The sequence below is a fragment of the Candidatus Hydrogenedens sp. genome, assembly GCA_035361075.1.
Taxonomy (GTDB): Bacteria; Hydrogenedentota; Hydrogenedentia; order Hydrogenedentales; family Hydrogenedentaceae; genus Hydrogenedens.
This window is the reverse complement of record DAOSBX010000015.1, coordinates 55,317-75,873: the sequence shown is the minus strand read 5'-3', so window position 1 is coordinate 75,873 and position 20,557 is coordinate 55,317. Positions and strand designations below refer to the sequence as shown.

Below are 20,557 nucleotides of genomic sequence, written 5' to 3'. Positions count from 1 at the left end.
ATATCCCAATCATTGCTTCGTATCCATGTCATACCTTTATCATTGGTTCTGTCTGCAAAGCAACGCCACACCTTGATTTCAGTTGAAGCAGGAGCGAGCCATGTTCCGTCATGCAGGATAATGGGTTTATTTTTAACGGGTCCTCTACCGCCAATATCGCCTGCTACCAGTTCTACAGGTTCAGACCATGTTTTGCCATTATCACTTGATTTCATCCAATAAGTTGACCAACCTGGGACATCTTTCCCAACTTTAAAGAATAGGTAAATTATATTATCCTGGTCTTTAAACAGGACGGGATTCCAGTGTGCTTCTTCGCGAACCTTGGCTATTTTTTTGGGTGCAGTCCATTTGTTTCCATCCCATCGGGATAGCCAGATAGCCACATCTGGATTTTTTTCTTTTGTTCCTCCAAACCATGCGGATAGGATATTCCCTTCCGCTGTTTCGACTATTGTGGAGGCATGGCATTCTTTGAAGGGTCGTTCATCTTCAAAGATATAGTTTACAGTTCCTCCCCCGTTTTGAACTGCTGAGATAAAATCTTCGGTTGATATAAGAGGAGGGTTATGTAGGACTACGCATGAAGAGATAAGCAAACAGAATAATGGCATAGCAAGACTCCTTGATAGAAATTTATTAATGCTCAATTTAATCTTACCTATAACCATATAAATAAAACAAATATAGATACGGGGATAACCGCAATAAGGGTAAATGGAATAGAAATTTTTATCCATTGCATAAAAGATACAGGGTAGCCTTCCTTTTTAAGCAATCCTGTTCCCACAATATTTGCTGATGCTCCAATAGGGGTTATATTTCCACCGAGACTGGCACCGATAAGCAAGCCGAAATAAAGTAAGGTAGGATTGAAACCTCCTTTTTCTGCAAGGATTGTTGTAATAGGTAGCATTGCGGCAAGATAAGGGACATTGTCAATAAATCCGGATAAAACAATGGATATAATAATAAGAGTAAAATACATTGTGATTTTATTGCTTCCCAAAGATATGTATATCCATTCCGCAATGTCGTTTGTCCAACCAAATTTATTTAAGGTGCCAACCATTATAAATACACCAATAAGAAAAAAGGTGGTGTCCCAATCCAAATTTTTTAAGGTTTGTGTTAATGATATTTGATTAGTCCATTTAGCCCAGATTATTCCGATAATGGCTATTACCATGCAGATAAATCCTGCGGATGTGAAAAAAGTCTCTTCAAAAAAGGATGCGAGGGCAAGCAGGAAAATCAATAATAAAAGGAAGAACGTAGGTACCCACGATTTTATAGGTTCGATACTAACTTCCTGTTCACTTTTATATTTTTTAAATACCCAATAAAGAAATGTTAATGAAGTAATAGCACCTATTTGTATTGCAAAGAATATTCCAGGTTTGCCATGGTAAAAAAAGAAGTCCAAGAAGTCAAGATGTGCATACCCCGCTAATAACATACTGGGTGAGTCACCAATTAACGTTGCAGTTCCTTGTAAATTACTTGAAATGGCAACACCAATTATCAATTCACGTGGGTCAATTTTTAGTCGTTTTGCTAATTCGAAACAGATAGGAGCGATAATAAGAACGGTAGCCACATTTTCTACGAATGCAGAGATGAAAGAGGTTAAAATGCAGATAATAAGGAGGGCAGTAGGAGTGCTCATTTTTTTGTGAATGAGATACGTGGCTAAGAAGGCAGGACAACGACTGTCAATAAAGATGTCTGCCAGAAAAAGCATACCTATAAAAATGCCCATAACATTCCAATTAACGGCTTCAAACATTTCTATAGGAGTCATTAGTCCTATGAGCAGAATAATTAAAGATACAATAATGGCGGTTATACTTCTACGTGAAGGTAAAACAAAAAAAAGTAGATATGTTAGGCAGAAAAGTAAAAATGCGATATATTTATGTTCAATCATAATGGCAATGTGTATTTAATTTTTAATGGTTCGTTTGAAAAGAATTATACCATTTTTATTAGGGAAAAAATTTACTGGTTTATGTTTATTAAATAAAAACAGAATTATTGATATTAAAGGTAATATATTATTTTACACCTTTACCTTTTAAGAAAGGACCATAAGCACTGTCAGTTTCTTGAATATGTGTAGTAAGCCAATCTTTTAGGAAGGAAGCGATTGTATTGGCGATTTCTAAATTTCCTTTTTGAATTTCAAATGTAAATTTCTTTATTTCTTCAATAAAATATTCATGTTTTTCTTTGTGTTTGTCATAATCTGGATATTTATGTTGTATCATTAATTTTTCTTCTGTTCTGAAATGGATGATGCTGTAATTTATCATTTCCATAAGAGTTTTTGGAATTATATCTTTATCTTTTCCAGAATGTATGGATTCGTATAACTGATTTAATATTTTGACTAAGTTTTGATGTTGTGCATCTATTTGCACTATGTCGATTTTGAATGAGTCGCTCCAATCAATGTATGCCATTTTATATTCCTTTTAGATAATGTTAAAATATGGTTATATTTTAAAGGATTAATGAGTAAAATTAAAAAGGATGATTAATGATGGATAGAAGGAATTTTTTAAATAAGACGATAAAGACATTAACAGCGTTAAATTTAGCGAGCCAGTATCGTGTATCAGCAGACGAAGGGGAAAGTAAGAATAGGAAGTGGGAGATTGCTCCTGGCACAAAGGTTCCAACACGAAAATTAGGTAAGACTGACATTGAAACTCCTATTCTTATTATGGGTTGTTGCCAAAATATAGACCCAGTATATGACCGTAGGTTGCACCGTGCTTATGAGTTAGGGGTAAATCATTTAGATACTGCTCAAATGTATGCGGAAGGGCAGTCCCATAAAACAATAGCTCCTTTTATTAAACAAATTGGTGATAGGAAAAAGTTAATAATTGCTTCAAAAGTTCATCAAACAGAAGATAAAGCTACTCCTGAAAAGTTTGTTGAGAATATAAATTTGTCGCTACAGGAATTGGAGACAGATTATTTAGATATTTTTTATATGCATATTGTAAAACATGAGCGATTTTTAGACAAAGAGTTTATCGAAATGGGAGATAAATTAAAGAAAGAGGGTAAAATTCGTTATTTTGGTTTTAGTGCGCATCATGGTAATGCTCATGAGTTAATGATGAAAGCAAGTAAATTAGGAGGTGGAATCGATGTGATTATGTTTAAGTATAGTTTTCGAGAGATGGGAAAGGATAACTTAAATAGGGCGATAGATGCATGTAAAGAAGCAGGGATAGGGTTGGTAGCAATAAAGACATTAGGTAGCATTCCAGATGATGGGGAAGAATTACTACCTTGGACATCAAAGAATTTTACAACAATACAAGCAAAATTAAAAGCGGTATGGGAAGATGAACGGATTGCTGGAATTGCCTCTCAAATGGGCAATATTCAACATGTTCATGAGAATGCTTATGCGGCGATAACTCCGATGAAGTTAACAGAGTTAGAGAAACAAGAACTGAGATATATTGCGGAGAAGACGCAACATCTTTATTGTGCAGGTTGTAACCATCATTGTGAAAATGGAATGGACACACCTTTATATGTTCAAGATGTGTGGAGATGTCTGTTATATGCGAAGGGGTATGGTGATGAACGTTGGGCTCGATATTGCTACCGTGATATTGAGAAATATATTGAGAAATTATCAATGGAACAGCTTATAATGGCAAAAGAACAATGTCCTTATCATATTGATATCCCTGGACTGTTTTATTCAGCAAGGAAGATATTAGGTTAGTTTGTTTTTCAGGTATAAAGAAATATCAGAGGCCAGTTTTTGAACGGCTAATTCTTTGGCTTTTGCCTCAATATCGAGTGTGAAGGGTCCGATATTTAACCATTCTTCAGGAAAATCAGAGAGGTTGATAAAATCGCTATGAGGTTTGGGGTCTCCATTATTCCATCCATTTTTTGGTGATGAGATATGAAAATAAGGCTCTTTTTTTATTCGTTTCCATGTTTTAAGGCATATTGCAGTGGCTTCTTTTACAGAAAGTTTATCAGGATTACAACGGTGATGATGAACATCGTATACGATTGGAAGGTGTGTTATTTTTGAAATGGGTTGTAAGTCCTCGACAGTATAATTGACATCATCATTTTCTATACATAATCGTTTTCTTGTCTTGTCGGAAAGCAATTCTGTGGATTTTATAAATCGTTCTAAACTTTCTTTTTTATTACCATATTTTCCACCAGCATGGATATTAATTACATCGGCACCCACACGTTCTGCCAAAATACCTTGATATTCTAATTCCTCAATAGATTTGTTTCGGATTATTTCATTGGGTGAATTGATAACTATAAATTGGTCAGGATGAAAACTGAGACGGATATCATTTGTTCGAGAAAATTCTTTAACGGCTGATAGGATTTTGATGATTTTATCGGAATCGGGTAGTTGTTCTAAATAATTACCTATTTTAGGATGAGTATAACGAGGGAATAACGGGGATAAAATACGGAATGCTTTAATGCTATTATTATTACAATATTTGACAGCCTCTAATAAACTGTGACAATTGTGCAGGCATATTGTAGAGAGAGTTTTTAATTGTTCTTTCCGAGGCAGAGTAAGGATGAACTTCGCAGTTACAGTACGAAATTTAATATTTTGTTCTCTAAATATACAACAAAGTCCAAAACGGATTTTTATATTCATCATAGACAAAAAATGAAATGTTTTTTATTTTTGATGGTATATAATAATAGTAGTATGAGTAAAACTTAAAATGGAGAATGTGCCATGTTTATATCACCGTTTGATACATTGAGGGTTTTGCCACGCAAACTGATGATGGAGGTTTGGCGTCGGCTGAATATGGGGTTGAACGAAGGAGAACCATGGGAACCCCTTGCTGATGTCTATGAGACAAATGAGAATTATCATGTATTTGTAGAATTGCCTGGAGTAAAGAAGGAAGACATTGTATTGACTATTGACAAAAACAAGTTAAATGTTCGTGGTAATAAGGCAAAGAAAATCGACGAGGATGAAGAGAAAATAGTATTTTGTGAATGTTTATACGGAAGTTTCGAAAAGGCTATTGAATTTACAGACGAGATAGAAGAAGATAAAGTCAATGCGGAGTTGCAAATGGGTTTGTTAAAGGTTGTGTTGCCAAAGAAATCGGTATCTGTGGGTAAGAGAATCGAGGTCTCGGGCGAATAATAAAATCACTTATTATCTGTGCTTGCGATAGTTAGTATCCAATCGGACCAAGCAATTTGAGGTGTTCCTTCAGGGGCATAGGTGCAAAGGATATATGTGTCTGCCTGTTCTATTTTAATCTCTTTTTCAATATGAACGGGTTTGTTAAGTTCACCTGAAATTTCTATAAGAGGGTCTATGAATGGCTCTGCTTTTCCAGGGTCACTTACTTTCCACAAACCTATGATTACTTTTGGTCCTTTAATTAATGTGGCATTTACAGAGAAGATGTAATTGTTTGGTTGTAAATCGGACAAAGAAATACGAAACATATTACTTACATCGGTACCCGCATCTGCTTTTACCCATTTTTGAACAACTTCGTAGCCCGTTCCTTTTTTGGGTTTTTTATTCACATAAGAGTATTGAGAAAAAGGGGGTAGAAAGCCAGAAGGGACACGAGTTCCTGACAGCCATTCTGTAAATGAACCGTTTTTAATAATGTTGTTTATTTGGTCGGAGATGGGCTGAACCTCTAATATTCTAAACTCTCCTTTGAGTTTATTTTCTTGAACGATAGAATTGGAACATGACGCGAGAAAAGAAGTTAGGATAATTGTGAGAGTCAGTTTGTTTATGAAATATTGCATCATTTTTCCTTTTAAATAATTCGAACACCATTTATTTGCATATTTTATTAAAATGATTAAACCTGAAAGTGATAATTATAGTCAAATATGCATCGTTATTTGTAAAACAATTAGAGGAGTAGATTATGTTGACAAAAAACAGGAAAAATTATTACTTAAATTATTTGTTGAACATCATTTTATTTGTTGTTATTTCAGTTGGTTTATTTGCTGAGAATGTTGAAATTAATATTGTTTATACGAATGATATTCATGACCACATACGACCTGGTTACATGGGTGTTGGCGGGATTCCCTATATTGCAGGATTCGTAAATAAGGTAAGGGCAGAAAATTCGAATGTGTTATTGGTTGATGCTGGTGATTTGACAGATAAGGGTGATATGGTTGCTGATTTGACTGATGGTGAAATGATGTATAAAGCAATTGAAAAAATGAAATATGATGTAATGGTTATTGGCAATCATGATTATGATAAAGGGATTGAACGGCTTTGCGAGTTAAGAAAGATGGCACCGTCCGTAGAATTTGTAGGGACTAATTATAAAGAAGGTTTAGAACATTGTTATCAGCCATGGGTTATAAAAAAAGTAGGTAATTTATCCATAGGATTTATAGGTGTTGTAAAATTAGGAGGAGACGAAAGAAAAGTAGCAAAGGATGCTGTCCCTGAAATTAAAAAAGCGATTGATGAGTTGAAACAACAAGGTTGTCGTTTTGTAGTAGCTTTGTGTCATTTAGGTAGTAATGTGTGTGCAGGAGTGTCAAAGGAGATACCCGAGATTTCTGTGTTTATTTCTGGTCATACACATGAATTATTAAAAGATGCGAGAGTATGTAAAGATACAAATGCAATTATTGTGCAAGCAGGTTCGTATGCTATGTATACAGGGCTATTGAAGTTAATAGTAGACACAGAAACACAAAAAGTGAGTGGCTATGAAAATCAGGTGGTCGAGTTAAAACATGAGTCGATAAAACCCGATGAAGATATTTTAAATTGGGTATTTGCAGAAGAAAAGAAAATATGTCCAATTGCCTCTCAATTTTTGATAGATAATGATACGTCTATTAATACAAGTCAAATTGGGGTACTTGCGGCAAACGCACTAAGGGAAAAAGCAGGTGCTGATGTTGCATTTTGTCATCCGAGATTGCTTATCCGAAGTACATTGCCACCTATAAAATTGGATTACAATTCTGTATATTTAACAGCAGGAAGTCGTGCTAAAGAATTAGTAGAAATAAACCTAACAGGGAGACAGATAGAACAATATTTGATTGATTTACTTAAATATGGCTGGAGTAGAACTGAGTGGGCTGGAATAAATGCGGAATATGAAAGGTCTTTTCCACCAGATAAGGTTGCAGTTAAAACGGATTTGGTAGCGGATAAAAACTATAAAGTAGTTCTTGCAAAGATGGAGTTTCAGAATCGGTTATTACGCTCATTGGAGAGAAACGAAGGGAATAATATAGATGAAATAAAGGAAGGACTTAAAAAATGTGATTTTACTTATTTCGATGCAGTATCAACATATATAGAAAAGATAAGAGGTAAAGGGATTACTTTAGGTGAATATGTTCGATTAATGAAAATTAATGGTGAAGATAAAGAAGATAAAAATGGAGATGATTCAGAATATTAGTTTTCAAATAAGAAATACACTCTAAAGTAAATCTTTGATAGAATAGATATATACTTTGGAGTGTCTATTAGTGAATATACAAGATATTATAAAATCAATAGATGTAGAGATTATTGTTAGAGGGGAAGAAAGGGATGTAAGTAAGGTATTTGCAGGAGACCGAATTAGCGACTTAATTCATTTTGCTGATGAAAAAACATTATTAATTACCCATCTAAATCATATTTCTTTGGTTCAATTATACAAGATATTTGATGTTCCTGCGATATGTCTTATTACAAATTCGGAACCTGTATTAGAACTGGTAGAAAGTGCACAAGAGATAAAAGCCTATCTCCTTGTTTCTTCATTAGAAATGTACGAGACCTGTGGTGTTATATATAAAATATTTGAGAAGGACAACACTCCGAAATGATTTCAGGTTCGTATTCGGTAAAAAGAGGTGATTACATAAATGGGGGACAGGTGTCGTCCAAGATAAAAGAAGTATTAAGCAAGTTGGGGATAGCCTCAGAAATCATTAGAAGGGTTATGATTGCTGTTTATGAAGCAGAGATGAATTTAATTATCCATTCATATGGGGGAGAAATTCAGTTCTTTCTGGAGGATAACAGGATAGATATTATTGTTAAGGATACTGGTCCTGGGATTCCGAGGATAGAACTTGCAATAAAAGAGGGTTATTCTACTGCACCAGAAGAAGCAAGAGAGATGGGTTTTGGAGCAGGAATGGGGCTACCTAATATTCAAAAGAATTCTGATTTATTTGTAATCCATAGTAGTAGTAACGGGACAGTATTAAATATCTCTATCTATTTAAAAATGACGATAGAACATGAGTATATACATTCTTTTGTGGGTGTAGAATCAGAGAAATGCAAAAAGTGTATGCAATGTATAAAAGTATGTCCTACACGTGCTATCCGAGTATGGGAAGATAAAGTCCATATTATTTCAAATCGTTGTATTAATTGTAATCAATGTATACACGTATGTCCGACGGGTGTATTTAAATTGGAAATTGATAATAGGGGTATTAAAGAAGGAAATAAGAAGGTTTTTATAGTTCCATTACCGATGTTTGCATCATTAGGGAAATATAAAATTACTTCTGATTATTTACGATTATTAAGGGAAGAAAAGGGAATTAACTTATATCCATTGATGCTTTGGGAAGAAGTGCTGAAAAATAAAGTTCATGAATATGTATTGTCAGAACAGAATAATGTGGCATTACCTGTGATTTTACCGCTATGTCCTGCGGTTGTTTATTGGATACAAACGGAATATCCTTCCTTGGTAAAACATATTGCTCCATACTTAACGCCTATTCAATCAGCGATTGATAACTTCACAAATGATATAGAAATAACGGTGGTACCATCTTGTCCTTCACAGATATGTGCCTTAAAAGTAGAGGAGAATCTAAATAAAAAAGTCAATATCCTTGACCCATTTGAAGCACTTAATTATTTTCGTAAATTAGAAGTTGGGGCTTTACCTAATGAAGAATCGTATGAATTGTCAAATTATAATGTAAGTAAAAGTGATAGTGTTGTTATTACAGGTTTGGAATCTGTAAGGATGTTTTTAATGAGTTTAGAAAAGAAGCAATTACCTTTTATGCCTAAAATTGTAGAACTGTATACATGTCGAGGGGGATGTTATGGAGCACCTTTTTGGGGAAAAGAACCAGAGACCACAAGACTGTATTTTGAAAATAAGTGGCAAGAAATAAAACAAAGTAGCGAGAGTATAGGAGAATTGAAGGTTCAATTTAGAGTTACAGGTTTGAAACCGAGAAGAGGGATTCGTTTAGATGAAAATATACAAAAAGCGATGAGAAAGTTAACAGACATAGAACAAAAGAATAGAATACTTCCAGGAAGGGATTGTGGTATTTGTGGTGCCCCGACATGTTTGGATTTTGCCGAAGATATTGTTCTGAATAATATTGATGTAAAACATTGTCCTTATATAATAAAAGAATAGTAATAAAAAGAAAGGATGATTAGACTATGGGTATAAAAATAAAAGATATTTCAAGACAGTTAGAATTAAGTTTACTGACAGTGGGTTTAGAGGATGTGATGGAAAGGGAAGTTGATTATGCCTATGTGTCTGATTTGCTAAGTGATGTTTTAGCGAATGCTCCAAAAGGTGCAGTTCTGGTTACATTGCAAACACATATTAACGTAATTGCGGTTGCGGTTCATGCGGAGTTAACGGCAGTTATTTTTATTCAGAATCGTATGCCAGAGAAAAGTGTAATCGAGAAAGCGGAACAAGAAAAGATATTGTTGTTTACAAGTTCTGAATCTGCGTTTAAAGTTGCTGGGACATTATATCAATTAGGATTGAGAGGATAATCCTTTGTCATTAATTTATGCAGATTTACATATCCATTCTGTATTATCTCCGTGTGCAGACCGTGAAATGATACCTGAAAAAATATATAAACAGTTAAGTAAGATGGGGATTCATATATTTGCAATTTGTGATCATAACAGCACAAAGAATGTAAATGCTTTTTATGAATATGGGAAGAAGTATTATCCAGATATACTATTTATTCCAGGTATAGAGATAACGACAATGGAGGAAGTGCATATCTTAGGGTTATTTGAGGATTTGAGTATTGCAGATGAAGTTGGAAATGTTATACGGGACTCGTTAGTAGATATAGATAATATGCCCGAGTTTTTTGAGTCTCAAAATGTGATAGATATGATGGGGCAGAAGATAGATGAAGAGGTGAAGGCACTCTATTACGCTACTAACTATGAGGTTGAAGAGGCTGTACTTACCCTTAAAAAATACAATGCATTAGTTATAGCGGGACATATCGATAGGCCTTCTTTTTCTGTAATAAGTCAATTAGGTTTTATACCAGAAAATTTGTTTGATGTTTTAGAAATATCTCCTGTATCTGTTAAAAATGTTTTAGATAAAAATGAGTTTAAAGTGAGAGATGTGATTTATAAGGTACCAGAACATATTCCTTTAATAACATCTTCTGATTCGCATTCTGTTGGGGAAATAGGATTTGTAAAAACTGGATTTTATATAGACAGTCTGACCTTTAATGGTCTAAAGGAAGCGATAAAAAGAAAACCTATTATGGAGGTATGCCAATATTGATAGAAATATCTCTACATATACTTGATTTGTTAGAAAATTCTATTAATGCGGGTGCAGATAAAATATGGATTACTATCGATGTTAATGAAAATGAGGATATGTATTCGGTGTGTGTTGAAGATAACGGTAAAGGTTTTAGTATAGAGGCAGAACAGATATTAGACCCATTCTATACAACAAAATCATCAAAGATAGTGGGATTGGGATTGAGTTTGGCAAGGGATTCTGCGGAACAATCAGGAGGGAAGATAGAAATAGGTAAAAGTGAAAAATTAGGAGGTGCTAAGGTAGTATTAACTTTTCAAATATCACATATAGATAGAGTTCCGATGGGGGATTTAGGTAATACGATATCTGGAATATTTTTAACCAACCCAAATGTCAATATAAATATCCACATCATTAAAGATAATCAACATTTATTATTAATAGACACAAATGAATATAAGAATATGTGTAGATTAAATAATGAATTAGAATGTTCCCAAAGAATTGCTTATGAAATAAATGAAGTTGTGAAGAAATTAGGTATTTAAGATGTAAGAACCTTAAAATATGGGTAAAGGCTTGTCTAATTTTTATTTTTTAAGTTAGGTTAACATTTTTAATAACAATAGCAAGCGACTTAAGAATATTATTTGTCGAATTTGGAAAATGTTTAAGGGCTGATGATAAGTTATATAAATATTGGAAAGTGATGTCTGATATTTTCAATGATTTTTTAATTCGCACCGCTCCATTCGAACAGGTTAAAAATATTTCTAAGAGATTCCCCACCGCCTTAGGTTCTAATGCATTTTTTTTAATTTTTCCCTTTTTTATTTGTTCAAGTAGTGGTTTTATTTCAGGATTTATTTTGTGCTTTTCGATAATGTCATGGGATAAGTTTTGAAATAATGGAGTTGAAAATACTTTGTAGAAAAAAGTTTCTATTTCGTGACGGATTATTTCTACAACAAATGGATGTTCATAAGGAATATGTGATTGAAGACAGAGTCTTCGTAATAGGTCTATACTTTCAGATGAGAGGTGTTCCCAGCCATCTAACTCTTTGTCTAACATTATACCAATGGTGTCTGGAACAATCGTTTTTATAGAAAAAACATATTCATTTTTTTTAGATTCGATATTTATACTTATGTTTCCATTTAATTGTTCAACTAACTTATTTATGATATGGTTTAATTCATCATTAGTATGGATAGGATTTTTAGTTTTGACGATAGTCTCTATATTGTATTCTCTCGAGACTTTTTCATAGTTTATAGAGAACAATCCGACCTCCCTGTTTTTATAGATGATAAATGGGAACAGGAGACATGAGATAATGCTTATCAGGGTTAATTCAGGAGCCCAAAGAAAAGGAATGTTGGGGTCAATTTTAATTTCGATGTTATTAGATTTGTGAGTTAATGTTGAAAGTATTTCCCAAAGATTAGTAAAAACTGTGTGAAGATTAAGTATCTTGTTTTGATTGTGTTTTGAGATAAATCGTTTAATTATTTCCTCTGATAGTTCAATATTATCTTGTATTTCTAAGAAATCCGTTATGGTTTTGTATGACGAAGGTATAATTCTGAAACCTGAAAGTTTAAATACGATGTGATTTTCTTCTATGATAATTTTCCCTCCGTTTGTTGCGGAGGTCCAAATGTCATTCAAGAATGAAATTGGAAAAGGAAGAAAGTAATTTACGAGAACATATTTATTTGAAGCATTTTCTCCATAAATAGCGGTAAGTGTTGGAATAAGAAAACCTACTTCTTCCTTTTCTTGATATGAGAGAAAAGAGACATTATTATTGATAGAATTTTGTTTTAAGAATAGTGATAAACAGGTATAAATAATTTGATTATCAAGGAATAAATGCTCTGTTAAAATTTTGTTTTCGATAGTGATTTTTATATTTAAGTTTTCCTCTAACTTATGTAGGAAGGAGTCTGTATTTATTTTACATGGTTTGGGTTGAGATAGTAAGTTTAAAAAATCGTTATGAAAGAAGAGGAGGTTTTTATTTGATATGTTATCTTTTGTGATACCGAAAAATAGATATAAATATATTTTTAATAATAACTGGTTCATAAAAATAAAGTGCAACTCTTAGAAACAATATTCTACTTTGAAATGTCTTATTATATGAAGTATACTTACTCAAATTCATAAGAGAGAAGCAAGGTGGCTGAAAGATTATTACACATATTAGTTCAGTATATATGTTTATTATTTTGCCTTTCGGCGCATGAAGCGGCACATGCGGCGGCTGCGGATAGGTTTGGCGACCATACTGCTCGTATGTTGGGAAGGCTGACTTTAAATCCGATAAAACATGCAGACCCGTTAGGGACGTTTATTTTGCCATTATTAATGATGATAACCCAGTTTCCATTTCTATTTGGTTGGGCAAAGCCAGTTCCTGTTAATGTTCGTAATTTGCGTAATCCAAGAGTGCATCAGGTTTTTGTAGCAATGGCTGGTCCTACTGCGAATCTTTTGTTGGCTTTGGTTTTTACGTTTGTTTTGAGATTAACTGTGATTATAAACGGTATTACAACTCCTGAAGAGATGTTTACATCTCCTGCCTGTTTAGTATCTATTTCTATAGTAATGATAAATCTTGTCTTACTTCTTTTTAATTGTATTCCATTACCACCTTTAGATGGACACCATGTATTGAATTATTTTTTGCCCCCTGAAGGACAAAGATTTTTACAACAAATGGGACCCTTTGGATTAATTATAGCGATAACGTTGGGCTCAAGAATAATATCTCCACCGTTGCAACATATCGCAGGATTTTTACTTGCCTATGGGCTGACAGGTTTTAATATTTTTTGATTTATTTCAACATCGTATTTTTGAATAATTTTCCCAATTTATGTTGAATATTGTATACTATTTATCAATCCTTGAAAATCTCCCTTATTAGTATTATTAATGGAAATAAAGCACACAGACTAAGGATTTTTTTAAAAGAAGGTTTAGGATTATGGATTTACCTAAAAATTATGATGTAAAGAGAATTGAAGAAAACTGGATAAAGACATGGAAAGAGACGGGGATATATTGTTGGGACCCTTCAAAAACACGTGAACAGACTTTTGTTGTAGATACGCCTCCCCCAACTGTGAGCGGTTCTTTGCATGTAGGGCATATGTTTAGTTATTCCCATCAAGATTTTATTGTTCGGTATCAAAGAATGAAAGGTAAAAATATATTCTTCCCGATAGGGTGGGATGATAATGGATTGCCAACAGAAAGACGAGTGCAAAATTACCTTAATGTTCGTTGCGAACCTTCGATGTCTTATGACCCTAACCTTAAAGTATCCCCTGGTAAAAAGGGAACACCACCTCTACCCGTAAGTCGTAAAAATTTTATTGAGTTGTGTGACCAAGTTATTGTTGAAGATGAAAAGGCATTTCGGAACTTATGGACACGACTCGGAATGAGCTATGACTGGGACCTTGAATACGCAACGATTGACCGACATTGCCGTTTAATTTCTCAGGCGAGTTTTATTGAACTTTATAAAAAAGGGGAGATATATCAGGAAGAAAGGCCTGTTTTATGGGATGTAGATTATCAAACTGCTATTGCTCAAGCGGAACTTGTAGATAAGGAAGTTGCTTCTGCTTTTTACTACTTTCGATTCCCTTTTCCTGATAGTGATGAATATCTTGTGATAGCAACTACACGACCGGAATTACTTCCGGCGTGTGTAGCGGTTTTAGTTCATCCAAACGATGAGAGGTATAACAAATACATAGGGAGAACAATTTTAACACCATTGTTTCATGTTCCTGTTCCTATTATGGCAGATGAAAAAGCGGAGCCAGAGAAGGGAACGGGGGTTGTTATGGTATGTACTTTTGGTGACCAGACAGATGTGGAGTGGTGGAAACAATTTAATTTGCCTCTGCGACAAATTGTGGCGAGGAATGGAACTTTGTTGCATATTGAGTTTGTAGATATTGATGAAAAAACGAAGACTTCTTCGAATACAGGGCATCTGATTGTTCCTTCAAAGAATCCACAAAAAGCCAATGAAGTTTATTCCAGAATGCAAGGACTATATACGGGAAATGCCAAGAAGATTATTGTAGAAATTGCGAATCAAATAGAGGGTATAATTGACCGTCCCGAAACGCAGATTACCCATGCGGTTCGTTTCTTTGAAAAAGGTGACCGACCTTTAGAAATTGTTCCGACACGGCAGTGGTATACCCGAATCATCGATAAAAAAGAGGCACTTATTGAGCAAGGTAAAAAAATAAAATGGCATCCTGATTATATGTACAAACGGTATGAACACTGGGTCGAAGGATTAAATCAGGATTGGTGTTTGAGCAGGCAGAGATTTTTTGGTGTTCCTATTCCCGTATGGTATCCGATAAATGAAGATGGAGAAATAGTATATAGTAAGCCAATTATACCTGAAATAAAAGATTTGCCAATTGACCCATTGTCAGATGTCCCTTCTGGTTATACGGAAGAACAAAGAGATAAGCGGAATGGTTTTACAGGAGAACCAGACGTCTTAGATACATGGGCAACAAGTTCGCTTACACCACAGATAGCAACGCATTGGTTTTTAAATCCAGAACGACATAAAAAATTGTTTCCAATGGACATACGTCCACAAGCCCATGATATTATTCGCACATGGGCGTTTTATACAATCGTAAAAGCATATCTTCATGATGGCGATATCCCATGGAAGAATGTTGTTTTGAGTGGTTGGATATTAGACCCTGACCGTAAAAAAATGTCAAAGAGTCATGGGAATGTAGTAACTCCTGAACCACTGATTGAACAACATGGAGCTGATAGTGTTCGGTATTGGTCAGCTAAAGCCCGATTGGGGGTGGATACTGCTTATGATGAACAGGCTTTTAAGGTGGGTAGGAAATTATGCACAAAATTATTTAATGCAAGTAAATTTGCAATTATGCAACTCCAAAATGTGGATAGGGGGTTGCTTAAGAAAGAATCTATCCAAAACCCAATAGATATTGCTGTTATAAATGAATTGAAAGTGTGTATTCAAAGGGCAACAACCAGTTTTGAAGAATTTGATTATGCTCAAGCCTTAATGTTGACAGAAGAATTTTTCTGGAGTGTTTTTTGTGATAATTATTTGGAAATTATAAAGCCTCGTGTATATCAGGCAGAATTAAGCGATGAACGAATTTCTGCATGTAGTGCGTTGCGACTTATACATCGTGCTGTTATTCGTTTGTTTGCTCCATATTTGCCCTATATAACTGAAGAGGTCTGGAGTTGGGAATACTCGAATGATAAAGATATGGCAAGTTCTATTCATAAAAGTCCATGGCCATCTGTGAAAGAATTTGATGGAGTACCTACTACTCCATATCCAGAATTATATGAGGTTCTTATTTCTCTAATTAATCCTATTAGAAAAGCGAAAGCCGATGCGAATATAAGTTTAGCGGCACCTGTTACAAAGATAGAAGTTAAGTGTCCATCAGCAATGAATAAAGTATGTCAAATATTACTAAAAGATGTTGTTGCGATGCTTCATGTAAATGAATGCAATATTATCGAAGGGAATGAGAAGATAGAAGTTCTTGTTCATATCTAAGACAATATCCCAATTTTAAGATGATATAATAAGAATAGGGTTTTATCTAATTGTTATTTAGGTAAGGAAATGAAGAAGTTTATTGAAAATAGTATTTTAAAATCTAAAATCCAAAAGGATTATGTCAATATAGAAGGGAAGGTGTTTAATTTTTTAATACCTGTTAAGAAAATAAAAATTAGTGAACGTATTATTTCGGAAGAAATGAAAAGGAATGATTTGTCACAGATACCTGAATACTATATTTATGACACATCAGGACCTTATAAGAATACAGAAGATTCGGGTGATTTTCAAAAAGGGATAATAAAAGTAAGGGATAGATGGGTAAGTTTGAGGGGAGAAATACAAACATTTCAAAAAGGAAATAAAACAATACGAAAGGCGAAACATGGGAAACGGGTAACTCAACGGTACTATGCAAAGAAAGGCATTATTACTCCTGAGATGGAATATGTGGCGTATCGGGAAAGTATTGAGATAACACAAAACAAAATGTGGATTGAATGGTTATGGAAAGAAAGGGCAGAGGAAATTATAGAGAAGGCAATCATTTCTCCAGAATGGGTTTGTCAACAAGTGGCAGAAGGGAAAATTATTATCCCCGCAAATATTAATCACCTTGAATTGGAACCTATGGGAATTGGACAGGGGTTACGAACAAAAATTAATGCTAATATAGGCAATTCATCTATTCGAAGCGGAATGAAGGAGGAAGTTGAAAAGATGATTTGGGCGGTGATGTGTGGTGCTGATACTGTTATGGATTTGAGCACAGGTGAAGGAATTGAGTCTATTAGGGAAGCGATAATTCGAAATTCACCTGTTCCTATAGGGACGGTGCCAATTTATGAAGCACTGGAGAAAGTAGAAGGGAAACCTGAAAATATTACATGGGAATTGTATCGTGATGTCCTAATTCAACAAGCAGAGCAGGGGGTAGATTATGTTACGATACATGCAGGGTTATTGGAAGAACATTTGCCATTAGTAGGAAAACGACTTGCAGGAATTGTTAGTCGTGGGGGTGCAATTATTGCACGGTGGATGAAGGTACATAAACAACAAAATTTTACATATACCCATTGGGATGAAATTTGTGAGATTTTATCTACCTATGATGTAGCAGTCTCAATAGGTGACGGTTTGAGACCTGGGTGTATTTATGATGCAAACGATGAGGCACAATTTGCGGAGTTGAAGGTTCAGAGCGAACTTGCAAAAAGAGCAGAAAAGTTTGATGTGCAGGTAATGCACGAAGGACCAGGACATATTCCTATGAATAAAATTCTGGAGAATATTAATATTCAAAAAGACTGGTGCAATTCTGCTCCATTTTATACATTAGGTCCAGTGGTAACTGATATTGCGACAGGTTATGACCATATTAGTTCTGCTATCGGTGCTACGCTTATTGGTTCTGCAGGGACTGCAATGTTATGTTATGTAACGCCGAAAGAACATATCGGATTGCCAGATAGGGATGATGTAAGGGAAGGGGTAATTACATATAGAATATCGGCTCATGCCTCAGATATTGCCAAAGGTTTGCCTTCCGCTTTGCTTCGAGATTGTCTTATGGCATTGGCAAGAGTTAAATTTTCATGGGAAGACCAGTTTGCTCTTGCATTAGACCCTGAAAAGTCATTAAGAATGTTTATGGAAAGTAATCCGTGTATCAAGGAGAACGGGGGAGATAAAATAAATCAAAACTATTGCACCATGTGTGGACCTAAGTTTTGTGCAATGAAACTTTCTAAAACAGACGAGTAGAGTTAATAAAATGAAAATTGGAAAGTATGAAATAGAAAAGCCGTTGTTTCTTGCACCTATGGATGATATAACCGATTATCCCTTTCGTAATATTTGCAAAGAATGGGGTGCTGATGTTGTTATTACTGAATTTGTAAGTGCAGAAGCAGTTATCCGCAATGTGGATAGGTCATTGAAAAAAATGAACTTTAGTGAACAGGAAAGACCTATAGGTATTCAGTTATACGGTAATGCGGAATCATCAATGGCAAATGCGACCAGAACCGCCGAAAGTTTTAATCCAGATTTTATAGATATTAATGCAGGTTGTTGGGTAAAAAAGATAGTAAATAGGGGAGATGGTGCAGGATTGTTAAAAGACCTAAAAAAATTAAAACGGGTTTTGTCTGAGGTAAAGTCAAATACGGGATTGCCTGTTACCTTAAAAACACGGTTGGGTTGGGATGATAGTAATATTAATATCTTTGATGTTTTAGAAATTGCTTATACAATAGGTATTGATTTTATTACAGTACATTTAAGGACGAGACAACAAGGGTTAAAGGGGGATGTGGATTGGTCCTGGATACCTAAAATAAAAGAAAGAACGAGAATTCCTTTTGTTGCTAATGGAGATATAAAAACTCCACAGGATGTTGAAAAATGCTTCGAATTAGGTGCGGATGGAGTTATGATAGGAAGGGCTGCTATTGGTAATCCCTTTTTATTTAAACGATGTAAATTGTATTTGAAAAAAGGAGAATATTTGCCAGAACCAAATATTAAAGAACGAATACAGTGGTGCCTGATACATTTTAGAAAACATATTGAGTATTATGGTGAACAAAGAGGTGTTCCCATATTTAGAAAGTTTTATAATGGCTATTTGCATGGTTATCCTTATATAGGAAAAATACGCACAGAAATTATGAATCTTAAAGATGCACAAAAAATAGAAGACGTATTAATATCAGTTATGGAAAATCCAGAGAAGGCCAGTGGTATGGTTCTTTCTGATACAAATGAATAAAGGAAATGTTATGTTAGAACGATTAAAAAAGGAAGTATTTGAAGCAAATTTGCAATTGGTTCAGGAAAAACTTGTCATTTTAACATGGGGCAATGCCAGCGGAATAGATAGGGAACGTAATTTGGTAGTAATCAAGCCAAGTGGTGTGCCGTATTATAAATTAAAAGTGAGGGATATGGTTGTTGTGGATATGGAAGGAAAAACTATTGAAGGGGATTTAAAACCATCTGTGGATTTGCCTATTCATCTGGCTATATATAGAAATATCCCCAATGTGGGTGGAGTTGTCCACACTCATTCCCATTTTGCAACATGTTGGGCACAAGCAAGAAAACCAATTCCGTGCTTGGGAACTACACATGCAGATTATTTTTTTGGAGATATTCCACTAACTGAATTGCCCAATACGGAAGATTACGAAACTTCTATTGGAGAACAGGTTGTGAAATGCACTTTGCAACATGGTGTGGAAAGATGTAAGGCAGTTCTTGTCCCTGGACATGGACCTTTTGTCTGGGGAGAAAATGTAGAGAAAGCAGTTGAAACAGCCTTTGTTCTTGAACAGTTAGCAGAAATGGCGTACCATACAGTCATGATAAACAATGGGGATATAACAAAATTAGAGGACGAATATTTAAATAAGCATTATGAACGAAAGTGGGGAAAAGATGCGTATTATGGTCAGAAATAATGTTTTATATCGTTTATTAAATGAAATTGATTAAATACAAATATTTATATTTATTTATAATACTATTTATTGTTTTTATTATGTATACATTTTCGTTATTTGCTAAATATATCTTTCCAAATATACTTTATCAAAGAACATCTTATATTTATAGAACGCCTGCTTACTATAACTGGAAATATGAAGATATATTTGCTACTGTTGATAAAGGAAAAACACACGGTTGGTATATCCCTGTTGAAGGTTCAAAAGGGATTGTTCTTTTCTCTCATGGAAATGCAGGGAATATTGCAGACCGATTGGAATCGGTAGGTATTTTTCGCAAGTTAGGTTTAAGCGTTTTAGTGTATGATTATGGTGGATATGGTCAGTCAACAGGAAAACCTTCAGAAGAGAGATGTTGTAACGATGCATTAGCAATGTGGAGGTATTTAATAGAAAAAAAGGGATATTCACCAAGGAATATAATTCTTTTTGGCCGTTCTTTAGGTGGTGCGGTAACGGCAGATTTAGCGACGAAGGTAGGTTGTGCGGGGGTAATCCTTGAAAGTACGTTCCTTTCAACAATTGATGTGGCGAAAGATGTCTTTTCATGGTTTCCAGAGCGGTTTGCGAAGAGGAATGAGTTTTGTACGAAAAAGAAAGTGAAAAACATTAAATCTCCTGTTTTAGTTATACATAGTCCACAGGATACTATTATCAAGTATTATCACGGTAAAAAAATATTTGAATTATTGGAATGTGAGAAGGAATTTTTGGAGATTACAGGTGACCATAATGAGGGGTTTATTATAACGGGAGATAAATATATCAATGGGTTGAAAAATTTTGTAGAAAAAGTATTAAATTCATCGGTGTAAGAACAG

20 protein-coding genes and 1 pseudogene are annotated in these 20,557 nt (G+C 34.5%); 15 read left to right on the top strand and 6 right to left on the bottom strand.

Annotation, left to right across the window (positions count from 1 at the left end; all coding sequences use genetic code 11):
- The 3 genes from PLJ10_06550 to PLJ10_06540 all read right to left on the bottom strand — a co-directional run.
- Positions 1–614: exo-alpha-sialidase (locus PLJ10_06550; GenBank protein HOK09305.1), on the bottom strand; the 614-nt coding region annotated here is incomplete at its 3' end.
- A 47-nt stretch (positions 615–661) separates the two neighbouring features.
- Positions 662–1,930: an SLC13 family permease gene (locus PLJ10_06545; protein HOK09304.1), complete on the bottom strand. Its 1,269-nt coding sequence runs from the start codon at positions 1,928–1,930 to the stop codon at positions 662–664.
- Between the two features lie 127 nt (positions 1,931–2,057).
- A complete protein-coding gene (locus tag PLJ10_06540; protein ID HOK09303.1) occupies positions 2,058–2,465 on the bottom strand; it encodes a bacteriohemerythrin in 408 nt (135 codons plus the stop codon).
- A gap of 80 nt (positions 2,466–2,545) precedes the next feature.
- On the opposite strand from PLJ10_06540, the gene PLJ10_06535 reads away from it, so the two are divergent.
- Positions 2,546–3,757 (top strand): aldo/keto reductase, encoded by a 1,212-nt coding sequence (locus PLJ10_06535; GenBank protein ID HOK09302.1) that lies wholly within the window; start codon positions 2,546–2,548, stop codon positions 3,755–3,757.
- Here the strand turns inward: PLJ10_06535 and uvsE are convergent.
- Entirely contained in the window at positions 3,749–4,687 is a 939-nt protein-coding gene (gene uvsE, locus PLJ10_06530) for a UV DNA damage repair endonuclease UvsE (GenBank protein HOK09301.1), read from the bottom strand. The genes PLJ10_06535 and uvsE overlap by 9 nt on opposite strands.
- Positions 4,688–4,768: 81 nt before the next feature.
- Here uvsE and PLJ10_06525 point away from each other — a divergent pair, with 81 nt between their 5' ends.
- Positions 4,769–5,194, top strand: a complete 426-nt coding sequence (locus tag PLJ10_06525; protein ID HOK09300.1) for an Hsp20/alpha crystallin family protein — start codon at positions 4,769–4,771, stop codon at positions 5,192–5,194.
- A 5-nt stretch (positions 5,195–5,199) separates the two neighbouring features.
- Here PLJ10_06525 and PLJ10_06520 read toward each other — a convergent pair whose 3' ends face one another.
- Positions 5,200–5,823, bottom strand: coding sequence for a hypothetical protein (locus PLJ10_06520; GenBank protein HOK09299.1), 624 nt, complete (start codon positions 5,821–5,823; stop codon positions 5,200–5,202).
- 125 nt (positions 5,824–5,948) lie between these two features.
- Between PLJ10_06520 and PLJ10_06515 the strand changes: the two genes are divergently transcribed.
- From PLJ10_06515 to PLJ10_06485, 7 genes and pseudogenes are all read left to right on the top strand, one after another.
- Positions 5,949–7,472 carry a metallophosphoesterase gene (locus tag PLJ10_06515; protein HOK09298.1) on the top strand — a complete coding sequence of 508 codons (1,524 nt, stop codon included), beginning with the start codon at positions 5,949–5,951 and terminating at the stop codon, positions 7,470–7,472.
- Between the two features lie 70 nt (positions 7,473–7,542).
- Positions 7,543–7,887, top strand: a complete 345-nt coding sequence (locus tag PLJ10_06510; protein ID HOK09297.1) for a hypothetical protein — start codon at positions 7,543–7,545, stop codon at positions 7,885–7,887.
- A pseudogene (locus tag PLJ10_06505) lies at positions 7,884–8,294 on the top strand (ATP-binding protein). The gene PLJ10_06510 and the pseudogene PLJ10_06505 overlap by 4 nt, the downstream one beginning before the upstream one ends.
- Positions 8,295–9,464: a (Fe-S)-binding protein gene (locus tag PLJ10_06500; GenBank protein ID HOK09296.1), complete on the top strand. Its 1,170-nt coding sequence runs from the start codon at positions 8,295–8,297 to the stop codon at positions 9,462–9,464. It abuts the pseudogene before it with no gap.
- A gap of 26 nt (positions 9,465–9,490) precedes the next feature.
- A complete protein-coding gene (locus PLJ10_06495; GenBank protein HOK09295.1) occupies positions 9,491–9,841 on the top strand; it encodes a serine kinase in 351 nt (116 codons plus the stop codon).
- 4 nt (positions 9,842–9,845) lie between these two features.
- Entirely contained in the window at positions 9,846–10,613 is a 768-nt protein-coding gene (locus PLJ10_06490) for a PHP domain-containing protein (GenBank protein ID HOK09294.1), read from the top strand.
- Positions 10,601–11,149, top strand: coding sequence for an ATP-binding protein (locus tag PLJ10_06485; GenBank protein HOK09293.1), 549 nt, complete (start codon positions 10,601–10,603; stop codon positions 11,147–11,149). The genes PLJ10_06490 and PLJ10_06485 overlap by 13 nt, the downstream gene beginning before the upstream one ends.
- Positions 11,150–11,198: 49 nt before the next feature.
- Here the strand turns inward: PLJ10_06485 and PLJ10_06480 are convergent, their stop codons facing one another.
- Positions 11,199–12,695, bottom strand: coding sequence for a hypothetical protein (locus PLJ10_06480; GenBank protein ID HOK09292.1), 1,497 nt, complete (start codon positions 12,693–12,695; stop codon positions 11,199–11,201).
- 93 nt (positions 12,696–12,788) lie between these two features.
- Between PLJ10_06480 and PLJ10_06475 the strand changes: the two genes are divergently transcribed.
- The 6 genes from PLJ10_06475 to PLJ10_06450 all read left to right on the top strand — a co-directional run bounded on the left by PLJ10_06475 (position 12,789) and on the right by PLJ10_06450 (position 20,551).
- Positions 12,789–13,448, top strand: coding sequence for a site-2 protease family protein (locus tag PLJ10_06475; protein HOK09291.1), 660 nt, complete (start codon positions 12,789–12,791; stop codon positions 13,446–13,448).
- Positions 13,449–13,599: 151 nt separating this feature from the next.
- The gene (gene valS, locus PLJ10_06470; protein HOK09290.1) at positions 13,600–16,218 is read left to right on the top strand and encodes a valine--tRNA ligase; all 2,619 of its coding nucleotides are present in this window, start codon (positions 13,600–13,602) and stop codon (positions 16,216–16,218) included.
- A gap of 69 nt (positions 16,219–16,287) precedes the next feature.
- A complete protein-coding gene (gene thiC, locus PLJ10_06465; protein HOK09289.1) occupies positions 16,288–17,991 on the top strand; it encodes a phosphomethylpyrimidine synthase ThiC in 1,704 nt (567 codons plus the stop codon).
- A gap of 10 nt (positions 17,992–18,001) precedes the next feature.
- Entirely contained in the window at positions 18,002–19,000 is a 999-nt protein-coding gene (gene dusB, locus PLJ10_06460) for a tRNA dihydrouridine synthase DusB (GenBank protein HOK09288.1), read from the top strand.
- A 10-nt stretch (positions 19,001–19,010) separates the two neighbouring features.
- Entirely contained in the window at positions 19,011–19,691 is a 681-nt protein-coding gene (araD, locus tag PLJ10_06455; GenBank protein HOK09287.1) for an L-ribulose-5-phosphate 4-epimerase AraD, read from the top strand.
- An 80-nt stretch (positions 19,692–19,771) separates the two neighbouring features.
- Positions 19,772–20,551: an alpha/beta hydrolase gene (locus tag PLJ10_06450; GenBank protein HOK09286.1), complete on the top strand. Its 780-nt coding sequence runs from the start codon at positions 19,772–19,774 to the stop codon at positions 20,549–20,551.
- The last annotated feature ends 6 nt before the right edge of the window (positions 20,552–20,557 follow it).

Excerpts from the sequence above, each read along its gene's own strand:
- PLJ10_06545 (HOK09304.1), bottom strand. The coding sequence starts at position 1,930 with ATGATTGAACATAAATATATCGCATTTTTACTTTTCTGCCTAACATAT.
- PLJ10_06540 (HOK09303.1), bottom strand. The coding sequence starts at position 2,465 with ATGGCATACATTGATTGGAGCGACTCATTCAAAATCGACATAGTGCAA.
- PLJ10_06535 (HOK09302.1), top strand. The coding sequence starts at position 2,546 with ATGGATAGAAGGAATTTTTTAAATAAGACGATAAAGACATTAACAGCG.
- uvsE (HOK09301.1), bottom strand. The coding sequence starts at position 4,687 with ATGATGAATATAAAAATCCGTTTTGGACTTTGTTGTATATTTAGAGAA.
- PLJ10_06525 (HOK09300.1), top strand. The coding sequence starts at position 4,769 with ATGTTTATATCACCGTTTGATACATTGAGGGTTTTGCCACGCAAACTG.
- PLJ10_06520 (HOK09299.1), bottom strand. The coding sequence starts at position 5,823 with ATGCAATATTTCATAAACAAACTGACTCTCACAATTATCCTAACTTCT.
- PLJ10_06515 (HOK09298.1), top strand. The coding sequence starts at position 5,949 with ATGTTGACAAAAAACAGGAAAAATTATTACTTAAATTATTTGTTGAAC.
- PLJ10_06500 (HOK09296.1), top strand. The coding sequence starts at position 8,295 with ATGACGATAGAACATGAGTATATACATTCTTTTGTGGGTGTAGAATCA.
- PLJ10_06495 (HOK09295.1), top strand. The coding sequence starts at position 9,491 with ATGGGTATAAAAATAAAAGATATTTCAAGACAGTTAGAATTAAGTTTA.
- PLJ10_06485 (HOK09293.1), top strand. The coding sequence starts at position 10,601 with ATGCCAATATTGATAGAAATATCTCTACATATACTTGATTTGTTAGAA.
- PLJ10_06480 (HOK09292.1), bottom strand. The coding sequence starts at position 12,695 with ATGAACCAGTTATTATTAAAAATATATTTATATCTATTTTTCGGTATC.
- valS (HOK09290.1), top strand. The coding sequence starts at position 13,600 with ATGGATTTACCTAAAAATTATGATGTAAAGAGAATTGAAGAAAACTGG.
- thiC (HOK09289.1), top strand. The coding sequence starts at position 16,288 with ATGAAGAAGTTTATTGAAAATAGTATTTTAAAATCTAAAATCCAAAAG.
- dusB (HOK09288.1), top strand. The coding sequence starts at position 18,002 with ATGAAAATTGGAAAGTATGAAATAGAAAAGCCGTTGTTTCTTGCACCT.
- araD (HOK09287.1), top strand. The coding sequence starts at position 19,011 with ATGTTAGAACGATTAAAAAAGGAAGTATTTGAAGCAAATTTGCAATTG.
- PLJ10_06450 (HOK09286.1), top strand. The coding sequence starts at position 19,772 with ATGTATACATTTTCGTTATTTGCTAAATATATCTTTCCAAATATACTT.